This window comes from Acidovorax sp. LjRoot129 (assembly GCF_964253765.1).
GTDB lineage: Bacteria > Pseudomonadota > Gammaproteobacteria > Burkholderiales > Burkholderiaceae_C > Acidovorax.
Genome location: NZ_CAXUSE020000001.1, coordinates 67,292 through 85,879, shown reverse-complemented (window position 1 = coordinate 85,879; position 18,588 = coordinate 67,292). Strand labels below are relative to the sequence as shown.

At 67.6% G+C, this 18,588-nt stretch carries 17 protein-coding genes; 7 read left to right on the top strand and 10 right to left on the bottom strand.

Annotated elements, in window-relative coordinates; genetic code table 11:
- Window positions 1-125: 125 nt before the first annotated feature.
- Genes ACSQ3Q_RS00395 through ACSQ3Q_RS00380 form a run of 4 tightly spaced genes read right to left on the bottom strand, consistent with a single transcriptional unit; the run spans window position 126 to window position 3,686 of the window.
- Window positions 126-1,544: an amidase gene (locus ACSQ3Q_RS00395; RefSeq protein WP_436132463.1), complete on the bottom strand. Its 1,419-nt coding sequence runs from the start codon at window positions 1,542-1,544 to the stop codon at window positions 126-128.
- The gene (locus ACSQ3Q_RS00390) at window positions 1,541-2,227 is read right to left on the bottom strand and encodes an amino acid ABC transporter permease (protein ID WP_436132462.1); all 687 of its coding nucleotides are present in this window, start codon (window positions 2,225-2,227) and stop codon (window positions 1,541-1,543) included. Before ACSQ3Q_RS00390 ends, ACSQ3Q_RS00395 begins: the two co-directional genes overlap by 4 nt.
- Complete coding sequence (locus ACSQ3Q_RS00385; protein WP_436132461.1) at window positions 2,224-2,889, bottom strand: amino acid ABC transporter permease; 666 nt, start codon at window positions 2,887-2,889, stop codon at window positions 2,224-2,226. Before ACSQ3Q_RS00385 ends, ACSQ3Q_RS00390 begins: the two co-directional genes overlap by 4 nt.
- Window positions 2,886-3,686, bottom strand: a complete 801-nt coding sequence (locus ACSQ3Q_RS00380) for an amino acid ABC transporter ATP-binding protein (protein WP_436132460.1) — start codon at window positions 3,684-3,686, stop codon at window positions 2,886-2,888. The genes ACSQ3Q_RS00385 and ACSQ3Q_RS00380 overlap by 4 nt, the downstream gene beginning before the upstream one ends.
- 158 nt (window positions 3,687-3,844) lie before the next feature.
- Between ACSQ3Q_RS00380 and ACSQ3Q_RS00375 the strand changes: the two genes are divergently transcribed.
- Window positions 3,845-4,978 carry a GlxA family transcriptional regulator gene (locus ACSQ3Q_RS00375; RefSeq protein ID WP_436132459.1) on the top strand — a complete coding sequence of 378 codons (1,134 nt, stop codon included), beginning with the start codon at window positions 3,845-3,847 and terminating at the stop codon, window positions 4,976-4,978.
- 143 nt (window positions 4,979-5,121) lie between these two features.
- On the opposite strand, the gene ACSQ3Q_RS00370 is transcribed toward ACSQ3Q_RS00375, so the two are convergent.
- Window positions 5,122-6,000 (bottom strand): ABC transporter substrate-binding protein, encoded by an 879-nt coding sequence (locus ACSQ3Q_RS00370; protein ID WP_436132458.1) that lies wholly within the window; start codon window positions 5,998-6,000, stop codon window positions 5,122-5,124.
- A gap of 234 nt (window positions 6,001-6,234) precedes the next feature.
- Here ACSQ3Q_RS00370 and ACSQ3Q_RS00365 point away from each other — a divergent pair, with 234 nt between their 5' ends.
- A complete protein-coding gene (locus ACSQ3Q_RS00365; RefSeq protein ID WP_436132457.1) occupies window positions 6,235-7,005 on the top strand; it encodes a class II aldolase/adducin family protein in 771 nt (256 codons plus the stop codon).
- Between the two features lie 107 nt (window positions 7,006-7,112).
- Window positions 7,113-7,721, top strand: coding sequence for a glutathione transferase GstA (gstA, locus tag ACSQ3Q_RS00360; RefSeq protein ID WP_436132456.1), 609 nt, complete (start codon window positions 7,113-7,115; stop codon window positions 7,719-7,721).
- A gap of 113 nt (window positions 7,722-7,834) precedes the next feature.
- Here the strand turns inward: gstA and ACSQ3Q_RS00355 are convergent, their stop codons facing one another.
- Entirely contained in the window at window positions 7,835-9,088 is a 1,254-nt protein-coding gene (locus ACSQ3Q_RS00355; RefSeq protein WP_436132455.1) for a YbfB/YjiJ family MFS transporter, read from the bottom strand.
- 181 nt (window positions 9,089-9,269) lie between these two features.
- On the opposite strand from ACSQ3Q_RS00355, the gene ACSQ3Q_RS00350 reads away from it, so the two are divergent.
- Window positions 9,270-10,373, top strand: a complete 1,104-nt coding sequence (locus tag ACSQ3Q_RS00350) for an alkene reductase (protein WP_436132454.1) — start codon at window positions 9,270-9,272, stop codon at window positions 10,371-10,373.
- Between the two features lie 136 nt (window positions 10,374-10,509).
- Here the strand turns inward: ACSQ3Q_RS00350 and ACSQ3Q_RS00345 are convergent, their stop codons facing one another.
- From ACSQ3Q_RS00345 to ACSQ3Q_RS00335, 3 genes are all read right to left on the bottom strand, one after another.
- Window positions 10,510-11,088, bottom strand: a complete 579-nt coding sequence (locus ACSQ3Q_RS00345) for a hemerythrin domain-containing protein (protein ID WP_436132453.1) — start codon at window positions 11,086-11,088, stop codon at window positions 10,510-10,512.
- A 231-nt stretch (window positions 11,089-11,319) separates the two neighbouring features.
- A complete protein-coding gene (locus ACSQ3Q_RS00340; protein WP_436132452.1) occupies window positions 11,320-12,996 on the bottom strand; it encodes a methyl-accepting chemotaxis protein in 1,677 nt (558 codons plus the stop codon).
- 115 nt (window positions 12,997-13,111) lie between these two features.
- Entirely contained in the window at window positions 13,112-15,514 is a 2,403-nt protein-coding gene (locus ACSQ3Q_RS00335; protein WP_436132451.1) for a heavy metal translocating P-type ATPase, read from the bottom strand.
- A gap of 105 nt (window positions 15,515-15,619) precedes the next feature.
- Between ACSQ3Q_RS00335 and ACSQ3Q_RS00330 the strand changes: the two genes are divergently transcribed.
- From ACSQ3Q_RS00330 to cueR, 3 genes are all read left to right on the top strand, one after another.
- The gene (locus ACSQ3Q_RS00330) at window positions 15,620-16,729 is read left to right on the top strand and encodes a flavodoxin family protein (RefSeq protein ID WP_436132450.1); all 1,110 of its coding nucleotides are present in this window, start codon (window positions 15,620-15,622) and stop codon (window positions 16,727-16,729) included.
- A gap of 211 nt (window positions 16,730-16,940) precedes the next feature.
- Window positions 16,941-17,171 carry a heavy-metal-associated domain-containing protein gene (locus ACSQ3Q_RS00325; RefSeq protein WP_436132449.1) on the top strand — a complete coding sequence of 77 codons (231 nt, stop codon included), beginning with the start codon at window positions 16,941-16,943 and terminating at the stop codon, window positions 17,169-17,171.
- Window positions 17,168-17,668, top strand: coding sequence for a Cu(I)-responsive transcriptional regulator (gene cueR, locus ACSQ3Q_RS00320; protein ID WP_436132448.1), 501 nt, complete (start codon window positions 17,168-17,170; stop codon window positions 17,666-17,668). The genes ACSQ3Q_RS00325 and cueR overlap by 4 nt, the downstream gene beginning before the upstream one ends.
- Before the next feature lie 123 nt (window positions 17,669-17,791).
- Here cueR and ACSQ3Q_RS00315 read toward each other — a convergent pair whose 3' ends face one another.
- A complete protein-coding gene (locus ACSQ3Q_RS00315; RefSeq protein WP_436132447.1) occupies window positions 17,792-18,532 on the bottom strand; it encodes a TetR/AcrR family transcriptional regulator in 741 nt (246 codons plus the stop codon).
- Between the last annotated feature and the right edge of the window lie 56 nt (window positions 18,533-18,588).

Below are 18,588 nucleotides of genomic sequence, written 5' to 3'. Positions count from 1 at the left end.
AGAGGCGGCCGCCGCAGCGCACAGCAGGGTGAGCGCCAGCAGGCACGCCAGGGGCGCTCGTGGGGACAACGCAGGCATGGTGAAAGCTCCTGGGGGGGTTGTAGAACTGTGGAGGGGTGCGCCGCTCAATCCCAGCCCGGCGGCACCGCGCGGTGCCAGTCGGTGGCTCGCTCGAAGGCATGGCCCACGCGCAGGATCGTCGGCTCGTCCATCGGCCGGCCGATGACCTGCAGCGACACCGGCATGCCTTCCTGCGTAAAGCCCGCAGGCACGGCCAGCGAGCACAGATCCAGCAGGTTCACAAAGCGGCCAAAGCGCGACAGCGGCGTCGCCAGCTCGTCCACCGCATTCACAGGGATGGCGGCGATCGCATTGGTCGGAAAGGCGCACACATCCACACCGTCCATCGCGCGCAGCATGTCGGCCTTGGCCTGCTCGCGCAGCTTGAGCAGCGTGATGTACTGCGCGGCATCGATGTCGCGCCCCAGCAAGATGCGGCGGCGCACATGCGGGTCGAACTCCAGCCCGTCCTGCTCGAACAGCGGGCCCAGGTTGGCGTAGCCCTCGGCGCTCATCAGGCTGCCCGCCACGCGCATCGATTCGGCGCAGCTTTGCGGCAGCGCGCGCTCCACGCGCTGCATGCCCAGCGACACCAGCACCTGCACCGCAGCGTCGCAGGCCGCGAGCACATCCGCATCCACATCGTGGCGCTCGGCCTCGGGCAGCGCCCACACGCGCAGGCCCTGCACGCCGCGTTCAAGCTGCGGCAGCACCGAGCGCACGGGCGCCTGCAGCGACACCGCGTCGTGCGGGTCGCCGCCTGCCAGCACCTCGAGCAGCAGCGCGCTGTCGCGCACCGTGCGCGTTAGCGGCCCCACCGTGTCGTGCGTGGGGCACAGCTCGATGAGCCCGTGGCGGCTGACGAGGCCGCGCGTGGTCTTGAGGCCTACCACGCCGCACAGCCCCGCCGGTATGCGGACCGACCCGCCCGTGTCCGTGCCGATGGACGCACTGCACAGCCCTGCCGCCAGCGCCACGGCCGAGCCGCTGCTGCTGCCGCCCGGCGTGCGGTGCGTGTGCACATCCCACGGGTTCCAGGGCGTGCCCATCACCGCATTGGTGCCCCAGCCGCCGAATGCGAACTCCACCGTGTGGGTCTTGCCGACCACGATGGCGCCAGCCGCACGCAGGCGCTGCACCACCGTCGCATTCAGGGCGGAGATGCGCGCCGGCTGCGCGCGCGAGCCCGCCGCAATCGCCTTGCCCTGCACCTCGAACAAGTCCTTCACCGCCACCGTCACGCCGTGCAGCGGCCCGACGAAGACGCCTGCACGGGCCATGCGGTCCAGGCCCTGAGCAGCAGCGCGCGCCTCGTCGGCGTACACCTCGGTATAGGCATGCAGCTGTGCGCCATGCCGGTCGATGCGCGCGAGCTGCGCCTCCACCAGCGCCTCGCTCGACAAGCTGCCCGCACGGATGGCCGCGGCCTGCTCTGTCAGCGGCGCGTAGACCATGGAGGGCACGGTTGAATCGATGCTCGTCATGCGACCCCCAGCGTGCGGCGGCCCTGCGCCAGGCGGCGCTCCAGCCAGCGCGAGAGCATGGACAGCGGGAAAGCGATCGCGAAATAGAACAGCCCCACCAGGATGAAGATGTGCAAGGGCAAAAAGTACTCGCTGGACATCGCCTTGGCAGCCAGCATGAGTTCGTTGGTGGCGATCAGCGCGCACAGCGAGCTGTCTTTCAGCAGCGCCACATAGCTGCTCAGCAACGGCGGCAGCATCACGCGCGCCGCCTGCGGCAGCGTCACATGCAAAAACACGCGGCGCGGCGTGAGGCCCACCGCCAGGCCCGCCTCGCGCTGGCCGCCGTGCACCGACTGCAGCCCGCCCCGCAGGATCTCCGCCACATAGGCCGCGCCGTGCACCCCCAGGCCCAGGGCCCCGGCCCAGTAGCCTGACAACGTGATGCCGAACGAAGGCAGCACGAAGTAGATGGCCAGCAGCAGCGCCAGCAGCGGTATGGCGCGCAGCAGCTGGATGAAGCCCTGCGCGGAGCGGCGCAATGCAGTCACGCCGCTGCGCAGCATCCACACCAGCAGCGCGCCCAGCACGATGGCGATGGCAAAGCCGATGGCCGACAGCTCGGCCGTGACGCGGGCGGCACCCAGCAGGCGCGGCCACCACTCGCCCATGTACTCGGCATAGGTTGCAAAAAATGCGGTCATCGTGCCCCCCTGGCAGTGTGGCGCTCCAGGCGCGTGAAGGCCCAGCTGATGGGCAGCACCATCGCCGCGTACAGCAGCATGGCGGTCAGGTAGATCAGCGGCGTCTCGAAGGTGGACGTCACCAGGTTGCGGGCATAGAACATCACTTCAGGCGCCGCAATCGCCGACGCGATGGACGTGTCCTTGACCAGCTGGCTTGCGTAGTTGCCCAGCGACGGCAGCGTCACGCGCAGCATCTGCGGCAGCAGCACGCAGCGCAGCGTTTGCGCGGGCGTCAGGCCCACGGCCAGCGCCGCTTCGCGCTGGCCGACATGCAGGCAGCGCAGGCCCGCCGCAAACACATCGCACAGGATGGCCGCGCCCACCAAGCCCAGGCCGATGACCGCGGCCGTGAGCGGCGACAGCCGCACCCCCACCGACGCCAGCCCGAAATACAGCACGAACAAATGCGCCAGCGCTGGCACATTGCGCATCCATTCGATGTACGCCGCAATGGTCACCTGCAGCACACGGTGGCGCACAAAGACCACGAGCAACGCCAGCAGCAGCCCCAGGCTCGCGGCAATCAGCGCAGCGCCTGCGGACACCTGCGCCGCCGTCCACGCACCCCGCAAGAGCGTGAGTGCGATCAAAGTGAAGGTATCGAGGCTTGGCATGGTCATCCACCCAGCCTGGCTTCGCGGCCCACCTGCCCAAGGAAGCTGCGCGTGCGCTCCATGCGCGGCGTGTCGATCACCTGCGCGGCGGGGCCTTCTTCGACGATGTGGCCGCCGTCCATGAAGATCACGCGGTCGGCCACATCGCGCGCAAAGCGGATCTCGTGCGTCACCAGGATCATCGAGCGCCCTTCGTCGGCCAGCTCGCGGATCACGCCCAGCACCTCGCCCACCAGTTCGGGGTCCAGGGCGGACGTGGGCTCGTCGAACAGGATGAGCTTGGGCTTTTGCGCCAGCGTGCGCGCGATGGCCACGCGCTGCTGCTGGCCGCCCGACAGCTGCTCGGGGTAGGCGTCGGCCTTGTGGCGCAGGTGCACCTTCTCCAGCATGTCTTCGGCCAGTGCATGGGCCTCGTCGCGCCGCATGCCGCCGGCCTTGATGGACGCCAGCGCCACGTTGTCGCGCACCGTGAGGTGCGGCCACAGGTAGAACAGCTGGAACACCATGCCGATCTCGCGGCGCTGCGGTGCCATCTCGGTGTCGCTCATCAGGCGCCAGCCGCCGCCCTTGCGCGCAGGCACCTGGCCGATGCGTTCAGCCTGTAGCAGCACTTCGCCGCCGTTGGGCTTTTCCAGGAAGTTCAGGCAGCGCAGGCAGGTGGACTTGCCCGAGCCGCTGGGCCCGATCAGCGACAGCGTCTCGCCTTTTTTCAGGTCGAAGGAAATGCCCTTGAGTACCTCGGTCTGGCCGTAGCTTTTCTTGAGGCCGCTCACGCGCAGCAGGGGTGGATGGTCGTCGTTCACAGCATGGTTCTCCAGACAGTGGTGTGCGGGCGCTGCGGCACGCTCCTTGCAGCCGCAGGTCTCGCTACCCAGTGCCTCCATGCTAGGAATGAAGACCCTCTGTTCATTGGAGGCGGCCGCAGCTATATTGAACGTATGCGACATGCAGGGAAAACCCGGTGCCTCCCAAAATTACCCAGCGCAAAGCTTCTAGCGTCGAAATCGGTGCCAACGCGCACCAGCTCAGTGCACAGAACACAGGCGACATTGGTGCACTGATCGGCAAGCTCGACGTGGCATCGCGGCCCACCACGCCACGGCGCAAGGCCTCGGCCTCCGAACTGCGCGTGGGCATCCTGCTGTGGCCGCAGTTCCCGCTGCTGTCGCTGGCGGGCCTGTGCGACGGCCTGCGCCACGCGGCCGACGTGGGCGACCAGAGCCGGCAGATCCGCTGCTCGTGGACCATCCTGGGCATACCCGGCCAGTCGGTGGCTGCGAGCTGCGGTGTCGAGGTGCCGGTGCAGGAATCGCTCTCGTCCGACTGCGACTACGACTACATCGCCGTCATCGGCGGGCTGCTGCCGGCCATCCCCTTGGCCCACCCGCGCTACCGCGAGTTTCTGCAGTACGCCGCGTCGCTGGGCAAGCCGCTCATCGGCATCTGCACAGGCTCGTTCGCACTGGCGCATGCGGGCCTGATGGCGCAGCGGCGCGCCTGCGTGCACCCTTACCATGTGGAAGACTGGCAGCAGGCCTTCCCCACGCTGCCGTACGTGACCGATGCGCACTACCTGTTCGACGGCGACCGCGTCACCTGCGCGGGCGGCATCTCCATCGTGGAGCTCACGGCCGAGCTGGTGCGCCTGCACTGCGGCCCCGACCGCGCGGCCAAGGTGGTGCACCAGATGACGGTGAACCCCTCGGCCGGCCACACGCATGTGGCGCGCCGCCACGCGCTGGGCTACGGCACCACCGACCACGACAAGCTGCGCCAGGCCATCGTGCTCATGGAAAAGAACATCGGCACGCCGCTCGAGATCGGGGTCATCGCGCGGCTGGTGGATTCGAGTAGCCGCCAGCTCGAGCGCGTGTTCCTGGCCGAGACGCGAACCACGCCGTCGGAGTACTACCGCAATGCGCGTCTGAAGTACGCCAAATGGATGCTCACCAGCACCGCCCTGCCGGTGATCACCATCGCGTATGAATGCGGCTTTGCCGACGCATCGCATTTCATCCGGCACTTCCAGCAGCTGTACGGCATGCCGCCGGGCCGCATGCGCAAGGCGCTGCAGGCCGGCACGGTGGAGGTCTGACGGCGCACAGCGCTGCCCCACAGCGATGTCTGGCGGCCCCGCAATGCCGGGCCAAAAACAAAAGCCGCATGCCTCTGACAGCATGCGGCTTGGCAATTCGCCGAGGCCCCATCGGGCGGCCGACGATGCGACTTGGCACTAGTTCATCCCTTGCACGACGGCAGCTTCCAGTCCGCCGCACGGTCCACGCCGGCGCGGGCGTTCTGGCCCACGGGGATGTACCACACGTCCTGCACCAGGCCATACGTCTTGCCGATCTTGCGCAGGTCGCAGCTGCCCCAGAGCTTGGCGATCTCCGCGTTCACGGCCTTCACCAGCTCGGGGTTGTCCTTGTTCAGGCCGAACACCACCTGGCCCAGGCCAGTGAGCAAGGGGTAGTCAGGCGATGCATCGCTGAAGGCATTGAACTTGATCTTCCACTGCGGGTTCTGCGAGATGGCGTACTGCATCACCGGCGGGTCGCCGATCACCGCGTCGATGCGCCCGGCCAGCAGGTCGCGCACGGCGGCGTCCGAGGTGTCGTACAGCGCCAGTTGCAGGCCGTTGATCTTGCGCAGCTCGGGGATGAACGAGAAGCCGGTGATGGTGCCGACCTTCTTGCCTTCAAGGTCCTTCAGCTTGCTCCAGTCGGTCTTGTCCGACTGCGTGATGCCGTTCTTGAAATAGTGGATGGGGTCGCTCAGCGCCATGATCTTGGAGCGCTGCTCGGTCCAACCCATGGTGCCGGCCATCACGTCCACGCGTTTGGATTGCACCGAGGCGATGGTGCCCGACCACTCCATCAGCGCGGGCTTGACCTTGAGCTGCAGCGCCTGCGCAATGCGCTGCAGGATCTCGCCGTCGTAGCCCACCATCTTGCCGTCCTGGTAGCCGGTGCCGGGCATGTCGCCCGAGAAAGCGATGGTGAAGGCGCCCTTGTCCACGGTCTCCAGGGCGTGGGCCGACAGCCCCAGCGCGGACAGGCAGGTGGCGGCGGCGAACGAGGCCAGTAGCCTCGCGATCTTCGATGTGGGATTGCGCATGGTGGTGATCTCCAGAAGTCCGGTTGTTCCCTCCCACCGACTGATGGGATGGATGAATGAACTTTAGGGACGCACCCCGCGCGGCGATTGGAGGTTCTCACGACGCAATGGAACAGCGGCGACATTGCGGGAAAGCCCCAAGAACCAGGCCTCTGTGTAGCCTGCCGGACAGTCCCCAGGGCTCAGGCGGCCTACAGTGGACGTTTCCAGCCACAACATCCGGAGACAAGCCCCATGCTCGACATCCCTTCGCTCAAAGCCAGCGTCAGCCCCGAAGAATGGCAGCTGCGCTGCGACCTGGCCGCCTGCTATCGGCTCGTGAGCCTCTACGGCTGGAGCGACCTAGTCTTCACCCACATCAGCGCCAAGCTGCCCGAATCGGTGTCTGGGCCCGAGCACCAGTTCCTCATCAACCCCTACGGCCTGATGTTCGAAGAGATCACGGCGTCGAGCCTGATCAAGGTGGACATGCAGTGCAACAAACTGCACGACTCGCCCTTCCCTGTGAACCCCGCGGGCTTCGTGATCCACAGCGCCGTGCACGAGGCCCGGCAAGAAGCCGGCTGCGTGCTGCACACCCACACCCGCGCGGGCGTGGCGGTGAGCGCGCAAAGGGGCGGCGTGCTGCCCATCAGCCAGCAGAGCACCTTCGTGCTGGGCTCGCTGGCGTACCACGGGTACGAAGGCGTGGCCTTTCGCGACGAGGAAAAGCCGCGCCTGCAGGCCGACCTGGGCGAGGCCAACTTCCTCATGCTGCGCAACCACGGACTGCTCACCGTGGGCAAGACCATTGCCGACGCGTTTTTGTCGATGTACACCTTCGAGAACACCTGCCGCATCCAGATCGACGCGCAGGCGGGCGGCGAGCTTACGGTCGTGAACCCGCAGATCGTCAGCGGCGTGGCCCAGGCCATGCGCGTGCAGACCGGGGGCCTGGGCGGCGCGTTTGCGTGGCCTGCGCTGCTGCGCAAGGTGCAGCGCGAGGCCCCCGGCTACGACAGCTGACATTGGGGGGTGCGTCCCACAACACTGCGCACACCAAGACGACGGCAAGGGTCATGCGCAAGGCATAGGATGCGGGGTTTCCCGTCACTTTTTTGAAGGACCTCTCCATGAAGCTGTACTACTCGCCCGGCGCCTGCTCCCTGTCTCCCCACATCGCCCTGCACGAAGCGGGCCTGGCCTTCACGCCCGTGCTGGCCAGCACCAAGAGCCACAAGCTGCAGGATGGCACCGACTACTACAGCATCAACCCGCTGGGCTACGTGCCCATGCTGGAGCTGGACGACGGCACGCGCTTGCGCGAAGGCCCGGCCATCGTGCAGTACATCGCCGACCAGGTGCCCCTCAAGATGCTGGCGCCCACCAACGGCTCGCTGCAGCGCTACCGCCTGCAGGAGTGGCTGACCTTCATCGGCACCGAGATCCACAAGGGCTTCAGCCCCCTGTTCAACCCCGCCACGCCCGAGGAATACAAGACCATGGCGCGCGAGAAAGTGCTGCAACGCCTGCAGTGGGTCGACAGCCAGCTGGCCGACAAGCAGTACCTGATGGGCGATCAGTTCACCGTGGCTGACGGTTATCTGTTCACCGTGACCAACTGGGCCAAGCCGACCAATCTGGACATCTCCGCTTTGACGAACCTGGCGGCCTACCGCGAGCGCGTAGCTGCCCGCCCTGCGGTGCAGGAAGCAATGAAGGCCGAAGGCCTGCTGAAGTAAGCCTGAGCGCGCAGTCTTGCGCGCGCTTTGGGAGCGGTTGTCGTCAGGCGGGCGGGCGATGAGTTCGGTGGCAGCAACTCGACCGCCGCCGTGCTCGCGAAGGAATACGGGCTCTAGAGCGGTTTTTGCCGTGATGCCACCACCGCCCCCGCCCACAACGCACAGGCAGAAAACACAAGCCCGCGCGCCAGGCCGCCCGGGCCGTCGGCGATCCAGCCGACCACCGTGGGCCCGACGATCTGCCCGGCCGCGAACACGATGGTGAATGCGCTGATGCCGCTGGCCCAAAGCACCTGGGGCAGGTTGTGCCGCACCAGGGCTGTGGTAGATGCAACCACGGACAAAAACACCCCGCCGAACAGCAGGCCCGAGCCCAGCACCACCGGCCACGCCGAGGTCAGCGCGGGCAGCACCGTCGCCACACCCAACAGGCCGTTGAGCAGCGCCAGCGCCTGCCCGCCGCGCGCCCGGTCCAGCAGCCCCGCCCAGATGCGCGAGGACAACAACACTGCCAGCCCCAGCAGTGCATAGAACCAGGTCACAGCCACCGCGCTGGCGCCCTGCTCACGCAGCAGCGCCACCACAAACGTCATGTAGCCGATGTACCCCACGCCGAACAGGCCGTAGCCCAGCAACGCGGGCGCCAGGGCCCGCCAGCTCACCCGGGCGGGTGGGTGCTGCAGGTTGAACGGCGTGGCAACCGGTGCAGGCGCAGCCAAGGTCCGCAGGCGGCGCGCAGGCCACAGCAACACTGCGGTGGCGCCCGCACAGGCAATGGCCAGTGCCCACCAGGCCCAGGTCCATGCATGCGGCGGGGATGCAGCGCCCAGCACGGCAGGCACCAGCAGTGCAGACAGGCTGATGCCCCACCCCGTGCCGCCGTAGTACAGCCCCAGCAGCAGCCCGCCCTGCCCGGCCGCGTGCGCACCCAGGCGGGCAGCCAGAAGCCCACCGGCAATGAACACCAGCGCGCTCGCCACACCGGCCAGCAGGCGCTGCAGCAGCAGTGGCGCGGCCTCCACAAAAAAGCCGCTGAGCCCCATGAACACCGAAGCCAGTACAGAGCCCACCACCAGCACCTTGCCCGGCGCCACGCGCTGCAGCAGCCACGGAGTGGCCAAGGCGCCCAGCAGGTAGCCGAGTGCGTTGACGGTGTTCATGGCCCCGGCCAGCGTGTACGTCCAGCCCAGGTCCTCGCGCATGGGCGGCAGCAGCAGCGCATAGGCAAAACGCGTGATGCCCAACGACACCGCGGCGCCCATCGACAAGGCCACCGCCAGCCACAGCGCGGGCAGGGGCCCAGGCGAAGGGAGGGGCGAAAGAGCAGCGGGCGCGCCGGTCGCGCTGGGAAGTGGCTCGGATGACATGGCGGCCAATTTACAGCACGCCATCCCAGCTCGCCGGCCGTGTAGCCAGGCGGCTTGGCCGTGCAGGCCATAGCACAAAACCAGAGCCCATGTTGACGCCAGTGCGCTGCACGTTTTGCGCTGCAGCATTACCCTTCGCGGTCGGTTGCAAACGCGTCCACCTCATTTTTGAAAGCCTCGCATGCCTTTTCTGTCCGACCCCATCCAAGCTGGTGACCTGAAGCTGGCCAACCGCGTCGCCATGGCGCCCCTCACGCGCAACCGCTCGCCCAACGCCGTGCCCACCGACCTCGTGGCCACCTACTACACGCAGCGCGCCAGCGCCGGGCTGATCATTTCCGAGGCTACCGCCATCTCCCACCAGGGCCAGGGCTACGCCGACGTGCCCGGCCTGTATGCGCCAGAACAGATTGCCGCCTGGAAGAAGGTCACATCGTCCGTGCACGCGGCGGGCGGCAAGATCGTGGTGCAGCTGTGGCACGTGGGCCGCGTCTCGCACACCGACCTGCAGCCGGGCAACGCCGCACCGGTGGCGCCCTCGGCCATCCAGGCCAAGACCAAGACCGTGCTGATCAAGGACGGCGTGCCCACCTTCACCGAAACCTCGCTGCCCCGCGCGCTGGAGCTGTCCGAGCTGCCCGGCATCGTCGACGACTACCGCCGCGCCGCGCGTGCAGCGATCGAAGCCGGCTTTGACGGCGTGGAAGTGCATGCCGCCAATGGCTACCTGATCGACCAGTTCCTCAAGACCGGCGCCAACCACCGCACCGACGCCTATGGCGGCAGCATCGAGAACCGCGCCCGCCTGCTGCTCGAAGTGGTGACCGCCATCACTGCGGAAATCGGCGGTGGCCGCACCGGCATCCGCCTGTCGCCCGTCACCCCCGCCAACGACGTGGTGGACGCCGATCCCCAGCCCCTGTTCGACTACGTGGTGCGCCAGCTGGGCCCGCGGGGCCTGTCGTACATCCACGTTATCGAAGGCGCCACAGGAGGCCCGCGAGAGATTGCCGACCGCCCCTTCGACTACGCCGCGCTCAAGGCTGCGTACCGCGCGGCGGGTGGCCAGGGCGCCTGGATGGTGAACAACGCCTACGACAAGGCGCTGGCCGAAACGGCGCTGTCCAACGGCGCAGACATCGTGGCCTTTGGCCGCCCGTTCATCGCCAACCCGGACCTGGTGCAACGCCTGGAACGCGGTGCGCCACTGAACGAAGTGAATCGCGCCACGTTGTACGGCGGCGGGGCCGAGGGGTACACGGACTACCCAGCTCTGGCTGCTTAAATTGGCAGCTTAAAAGTAGCCGCCATCCTCCGCTGTCGTTTGCGCTGAGCAGGTCGACGCTCCACGCGGCGCTACGACCGGCTCAGCGTGATCAGTTTTTTCCTTTTGGACGGCTGCCCACCACCCGGGCAATGGATCAGCCCAGCCCGATGGGACTGGGCGCTCGCATCACGATGCGCGTGAAAAGCCGGTCGTAGGCTGGGTCTCGCGCCGGCCCCTCGGCCAGCGGATTGGCGTTGCCCGCAAAGGCCGCGTCGATGGCCGTCCAGTCCTCAGCCTTCAGGTGTTGCTGCGCCGCTGGCAGCACCACGGTTTCTTCCAGCCGCATGTGCTCCAGGTAAAAACGGACGTAGGCCCGCAGCGCCTCGGCGAACACCTCGCGGCGCGCGTCGCCCATCAGCTCCCAGCCCAGCAGCAGGTGCTGCAGCTCGCGCACCGCGGCCTCGCCGCCGGCATGCTCGCGCTCCAGCTGGGCAATGGCGGCAACCGCCTCGGGCGCACGCTCGGCCACCTTGGGGAACAGCCACTGCGACTCTTTGACGTGGTGCTGCCGCTCGGGAAACTCGTCGATGTAGAACAGCATTGCGCGCATCACGTCAAAAAACGCGGAGGGGTCGTCGCCCGGCCCCTGGTCGAGCAGCAGGCGCAAGGAGTGCAGCACGGCCGCGAGCGACGCGTGCTCTTCGCGGATGGTCCGCAGGCTGATGGATGACATGGCAGCACGCTCCAGGGGAGGAAGACAGACCCCGAAGCGTGGCACGCACGGGCTTGCCCGGCCATGACGCAGGTCAAAGGTTAGGCAAACGGGTGGCATGCCCCGCGCCCCGCCATAGCCAGAACATCAGTAACCCGCCCGCACAGCCCCATGAAAAAAAGCCCTGCACGGTACACCGGCAGGGCTTTGTAAGGCTGGCGCGGTCCAAAGACCGCAGCCGCACAGACGAGATCAGCGTGTGAGCAGAGCCCGCGAAGCACCCGCCAGCACCTGGGGGTGCTGTTGCTGCGGCGACTGGTAGCCCGTGCCGGCCGCAGAATGCGCGCCTGGGCGGCCGTCCTGCGCCCCGGCCAGCCGGAACTGCTGCACCACCTGCGACAGGCGCGCGGCCTGTTCGCGCATCGACTCGGCCGCCGCCGCCGATTCCTCGACCAGTGCGGCGTTCTGCTGCGTCATGCGGTCGATCTCGCCGACCGATTGGTTCACCTGGCCGATGCCGGCCGACTGCTCTGACGCAGCGGCGGTGATCTCGCCAATGATGTCGCCCACGCGCTGCACGCTGGCCACGATCTCCTTCATCGCCTTGCCCGCGTCTTCCACATGGCGCACGCCGCCGTCCACGGCCGCCACGCTGTTGTGGATCAGGCCCTTGATGTCGCTGGCCGCCGCCGCGCTGCGCTGGGCCAGGCTGCGCACTTCGCTGGCCACCACGGCAAACCCGCGGCCCTGCTCGCCTGCGCGCGCGGCTTCCACGGCCGCGTTCAGCGCCAGGATGTTGGTCTGGAATGCGATGGAATCGATGAGGCCGATGATGTCGCCGATCTTGCGGCTGGAGGCCGAGATCTCCTGCATGCTCGAGACCGCCTGCTGCACCACCGAGCCGCCGTGCGTGGCGGTGTTCGACGCCGATGCGGCGAGCTGGTTGGCCATCTGCGATGACGAGGCCGTCTGCTGCACGGTGGACGTGAGTTCGGACAGCGACGACACGGCCTCCTGCGCGTTGCTGGCGGTCTGCTCGGTGCGCTGCGACAGGTCCTGGTTGCCCATGGCGATCTCTTGGCTGGCCGTGGCGATGTTGCCGCTGGCATCACGCACCTGCGCCACCAGCGAGCCCAGGCCCTGCTGCATGTCGCGCAGTGCGCGCTGCAGGTCAGCGACCTCGTCCTTGCCTTCGGCATGGATGGGCTGCGACAGATCGCCCCCTGCAATCGCCTGCGCCATCCGGCGTGCGTCTTCGAGCGGGTTGCAAATGGAGTTCATGTTCATGAGCGTGGTCGGCACCACCACCACCACCGTGATGAGCACCGCCAGCACAAACAGCCACTTGGTCTCGTCCGACACGCGGCCCTGTTGCTCCACGGCCTTGGCCACTTCGTTGCGCAGTACGGTATCGAGCTCGGCCACCAGCTTGTCGGCCTGATCGAACTCGGCCACGGCCTTGCCACTCATGCGGTTGGCGATGGTGGCGGTGTCGTAGCCGCTGGCTTCGAGCTGGCGGGCTACATGCGCAAACAGTTCGCGGTAGCTGTCCAGCTTGGTCACGATGTTGCGCACCACCACGTTGTCGGCGTCGTCCTCGCCCTCCAGGAATTTCGCCGCGATCTTCTTGGCCTTGTCCTGGCTCTGCAGCCACTTGGTGTGCGACGCCTTCACGGCCTCGGGCTTTTCATAACCAATGATCATGTCCTTTTCGAACTGGCGGATCGCACCCATCTCGCCCCGCAGCTCGGCCATGTAGCCCACCTTGGCGAACGAGTTGTCCATGAAGTTCTGGCTCATGTCGTGGATGCGAAACATCCCCAGCATGCCTGCGCCGCCCAGCAGCCCCAGCAGCCCCAACACCACGCCAATGGCCCCAAGCATGCGCATTCGGATGGTGAACTGCCGCATGAACGAGAAGATATTCATGATGTGTCGTCCTTTTATCGGTATAGAGGTGCCGCACCACCGCGCAAGGCGGCCACCGGCATGCAACAAAGCGTTGCAGTTTGCCAGACATCCGTGACTGCCTAGTACGTGTTTATCACATGCGCCACCGCTTCAGTAAGAGGGCATTCGCCATCACACTGACCGAGCTCAATGCCATGGCAGCACCGGCCACCACCGGGCTGAGGTAACCGAACGCCGCCAAAGGAATCCCGGCCACGTTGTAGGCAAACGCCCAGAACAGGTTCTGGCGGATCTTCATCACCGTGCGGTGCGAGATCTCGAGCGCCGCTGCCACCAGCTTCGGGTCGCCGCGCATCAGCGTAATGCCGGCTGCGTGCATGGCCACATCGGTGCCGTTGCCCATGGCCATGCCCACATCGGCGGCGGCCAGCGCCGGGGCATCGTTTACGCCGTCGCCCACCATAGCCACGATGTGGCCCCCACGCTCCGCCACTGCGTTGGGTCGCTGCCCCCCCAGGGGGCCCTCGCGCCTTGGGGCGGCCCGGCGGCGCTCGTCGTGCGCCCCTTGCTGGAGGGCGACGATCTGCGCCGCCTTGCCACCCGGCAACACCTCGGCCATCACCTCGCCCGCCTCGGGGCTGAGGCCCAGGCGCCGGGCCATGGCCTCGGCCGCGCCCCGGTTGTCGCCCGAGATCATCACGGTCCGAATGCCGCGGGCCTTGAGCATCGCCAGGGCCTCGCGCGCACCTGGCTTGGGCTCGTCGCCAAAGGCCATCAGCGCCCTCACCTCCAGCGAAGGCCCCGGCACTTGCGCCGGCCCCGTGCGCTGGGCCACGACCGACACCGTGGCGCCTTCGGCTTGCAATGCCTGCGCGCGCGCGGCCAGGGGCCCCAGGTCCACGCCCAGTTCTTCCATCCAGCGCAGACTACCCACCAGGTAGCTGTGGCCGTTCACTTCGCCCTCGGTGCCGCGTCCAGGCACGGCGCGCACGGCATCGGGCGGGGGCAGCGCCAACGCGCGCTCTTGGGCAGCAGCCACCACCGCGCGCGCCAGCGGGTGTTCGCTGCCGCTTTGCACCGCGGCCACAGCCACCATCAGCGCACTTTCGTCCTGCCCCTTGGCAATTTCAAACGCGGTAAGGCGAGGCCGTCCCACCGTCAGCGTGCCGGTCTTGTCAAAGGCTACGGTGTCCACCTTGTGCGCCAGCTCCAGCGCCTGCGCATCTTTAATGAGGATGCCGTGCTTCGCCGCCACCCCGGTGCCGGCCATGATGGCCGCAGGTGTGGCCAGCCCCAGCGCGCAGGGGCAGGCAATCACGAGCACCGCCACGGCATGGATCAGCGCCACCTCCATGCCCGCGCCCACCCACAGCCAGCCCAGCAGGGTGAGCAGGGCCACCCCGAGCACCACCGGCACGAAGATGGCCGAGACCTCGTCCACCATGCGCTGGATGGGCGCCTTGGCCGCCTGCGCGTCTTCCACCAGCCGGATGATGTGGGCCAGCACCGTCTCCGCGCCCACGGCCGTCACTGCCATCACGATGCGGCCATCGCCATTGATCGATCCGCCGGTCAGGCTCGCACCCACATCGCGCACCACGGGCAGCGGTTCGCCGGTGAGCATGGATTCATCGACCTGCGTGTGGCCCTCGTGCACCGTGCCGTCCACCGGAAAACGCTCGCCCGGGCGCACCACCAAGCGGTCACCCACCATCACCTCGGCCACGGGCACATCCACCTCGCCGGCGCGGGTCAGCAAATGCACCACCTCGGGCCGCAGCGCGTGCAATGCGCGGATGGCGGAGGTGGTTTGGCGCTTGGCGCGGGCCTCCAGCCACTTGCCCAGCAGTACCAGCGTGATCACCACTGCGGAGGCCTCGAAGTACAGATGCGGAACATGCCCCGCGTGGTCGGTGGGCGCCGTGAGCCATAGCCACACCGACAGCCCCCATCCCGCGCTCGTGCCCAGCGCCACCAGCAGATCCATGTTGCCCGCCAGGGCCTTCAACGCATGCCAGCCGGCCTTGTAAAAACGCGCGCCCAGAATGAACTGCACCGGCGTGGCCAGCGCAAACTGCACCCAGGCGGGCAGCATCATTTGCTGTCCCAAGAAGTCCCCCCAGGCACCCGGCAAGGCGCCGAGCACCATGGGCAACACCAGCGGCAAAGACAGCAGCAGGCCCACGCCCACGGGCTGAAAGCCCGCCCAGGGCGACAGGTCCTCAGCCGCTTCAGCAGGCCCCGCCGCGCGCGGCTCGTAGCCGGCGTTGCGCACTGCGCGGCGCAGCAGCACATCCATGGCCGCTGCGGCATCGGGGGACCCGTCCGCGGTGGCAGGTGACCACGCCACACGCGCGGACTCGGTGGCCAGGTTCACCGTGGCGTCCAGCACGCCGGGCACCTTGCGCAGCGCGCGCTCCACGCGCGACACGCAACTGGCACAGGTCATGCCGCCAATGCCCAAGTCCAGGGGCGGCGGGGCCGCAGAAGCGGCGGAGCGATCGGTGGTGGTGGTCAAAGCTTTGGGTATCGACATGCAGCCACGGTACACCTTGACATGATGGCAAGGTCAAGCGGCTTCGAGCGCTTTACGGCATGTTGTCCGATAGCACCACCGTGCCGTGTGGCGCCCAATGGTCGCATGACGATCGGCCGTACACCCACCGAGCACATCACGCCGCCACAGCCTCGCACCGGCCAGGCCCCGCCCCCACTGGAGCGCGCCGAATTCCGCGAGCGCTTTCTGCAGGACTTCCGCGACCCGCGTTTTGCCGACGAGGCCCGCGACGAGCTCGACCGCATCGAGGCCATCGCCTGGCGCAACTACGACGAAGGCCGCAAGGCCCCGCGCACCCGCAAGGCCGGCCCGGGCTATGCCGACCCGGACTACGACCTGTCCGTGGACTGGATCGAGGCCAAGGAGCGCATTGACGCCGCCCGCAGCCGCTGGGCCGACAAGGCCGCGCCGTCGCGCGCGCTGCTGGTGTGCGGATCGGCCCGCAACGACGGCACCTGCCCCGGCGAGATCTCCAAGAGCTGGCGCATGCTGAACATGGCGCGCGACGTGCTGGCGGGCGCGCAGATCGAGGTCGACCTGCTCGACCTGAGCCGCGTCACCTCCGACTACGGACGACACATCCATCCCTGCAAGGGCTGCGTCTCCACCGCCATGCCGCTGTGCCACTTTCCGTGCAGCTGCTACCCCAACCACGCCGAGCGCCAGACCGGCGACTGGATGAACGAGATCTACGAGCGCTTTACTGCCGCGCACGGCGTGATGATCATCACCCCCGTGTACTGGTACCAGGCCCCGAGCCCGCTCAAGCTCATGATCGACCGCTTGGTGTGCGCCGACGGCGGCAACCCCGACCCCACCAGCACCCACGGCAAGAAGGCCACCGAAGCCAAGGCGCTGGAGCTGGCCGGCTGGGACTACCCCAAGCACCTGGCTGGACGCGCCTACGCGCTGGCCGTGCACGGCGACGTGGCCGGCATCGAGATGACGCGCCGGGGCCTGTCGGACTGGCTCGACTGGATGGGCTTCATCGACGCCGGCCCGAAGGCACGGCTGGATCGCTACATCGGCTACTACGAAAGCTACGCGCAGAGCCACGAGGTGCTCGACCGCGACACCGCCATGCAGGCCGAAGTGCGCGGCGCCGCCGAGGCGCTGTCCGTGGCCATCACCGAGCTGCGCGCCGGCCGGCTGGTGCAACCCGACGCCGGCGTGCGCCGCCCCCGGCCCAAGTAATTTGAATAAAAAAGGGCTCCATCGCTGGATGAAAGGGCGCCAATAGCTATATTTTTAATAGCAAAAGGCACGTACGCCCACAACCGGCCTGCATAAACGCCATGGGGTCGCTGCACAGGTCTTGACCTTGCCATTGTGTGAAGGTTTACGCTGGCGTCCTGAACCTTTCCGATGCCCGTCGGACCCCCTTGCAGGACTTTCAGGAGCCACCATGACCACGAACGACACCACCCAACCCGCGTCCACCCAACTCTTCGACGTGCAGGGCATGACCTGCGGCCACTGCGAGCGCGCCGTGACGCAGGCCGTGCAATCCGCCGACCCCGACGCCACCGTGCGCATCGACCGCAGCACCGGCCGCGTGGAGGTGGGCAACACCAACACCCCGCGCGCCACGCTGGCCGCCGCCATTGCCGAAGAAGGCTACACGGTCAAGCCATGAGCGCACCTGCCCCTCGGCCGCCCGCCGTGACCGCTGTTGCCCCGGTACCCCGCCGCACACCCTCCGCTGGTGCCCGGCCCGCCCCCAGCGGCCGGCCGCTGACCATCGGCGAGGCCGCCCGCAGCGCCGGCATCTCGCCGCGCATGGTGCGCCACTACGAGTCGCTGGGGCTACTTGCCACCGTGGGCCGCACCGACAGCGGCTACCGGCAGTACACCGAGACCGACGTGCACACCCTGCACTTCATCCGCCGCAGCCGCGACCTGGGTTTTTCGATGGAAGAAATCGCCGAGTTGCTCGCTCTGTGGCACGACCGCAGCCGCGCCAGCAGCCAGGTCAAGCGCATCGCCCAGACCCACATTGACGACCTGAGCGAGCGCATTGCATCCATGCAGGCCATGCAACGCTCGCTGCAGACACTGGTGTCCTGCTGCAAAGGCAACGACCGGCCGGACTGCCCAATCCTGGATGACTTGGCCAAGCCTGCAGCGGGCTAAACGCTGCTCGCTACATATTTGATAGCTAACAGCGCTTACTAGACAAGCGCTAGAGCCGAAGAATCTTCAAACTGACGCCCCGTGCTACACCACCGCACGCGTGGACGTCCCGGCGTGCCGCCCTCAGGCCGAGGACACCTTCTTGCGCCGAGCCGGCACAGGGGCCTTCACCTCCGGCAAGGCCCCGTCCGCCCTGCGCAGCACCCCGCCCAGCAGCGTATCGATGCACTGCGCCGCGACCTGCTCGGGCGTGTATTCGCCACCGGGCTTGTACCAGCGGCCGATCCAGCTGAGCGCACCCGCGATCACGAACGCCGTCATCTTCGGATCGCAAGGCGCGAGCGAGCCCTCTTGCACGCCGTCGGCCACCAGGCGGCGGAACTCCTGGTCGATGGCGGACTTGAGGCGGCGCAGTTCCTTGCGGGCCACGGGCGGCAGCTGCTCGTCGCCGATGCGGATCAGGCACATGCCGAAGTCCTGCGTGACGATGCGTGCGTAGACCTGCATGCAGGTGATGAGCTGGTCGACGGCCTTGCCGCCCGCTGCGCGCGAGGCGTCTATGCCCTCCAGCATCATGGTCAAGCCCTGGCTCACGCACTGCAGCAGGATCTCGTCCTTGTTCTTCACGTAGTAGTAGAGCGTGGGCTTGGTCACGTTCAGGCGCGCGGCGATGTCGTCGAGCGAGGTGGCATGAAAGCCGCGCTCGTTGAACAGCTGCGCCGCCGCCTGCAGCACGGCGTTGCGCTTGGCTTCGCGCTGGCGTTCGCGGTGCGACCCCGGGGGGCACGGTGAGGCCGGGGCGGGGGGGTTCGCAGCGCTTTTCCTCCTAGGTGCCTTGGGCGCAGCAGGGGTCGTCTTGGTCATTTGCGTATTAGAGCCTGTTCAACGCCGCGCCAGGGGCCCGCGGGCATCGTCGTAGT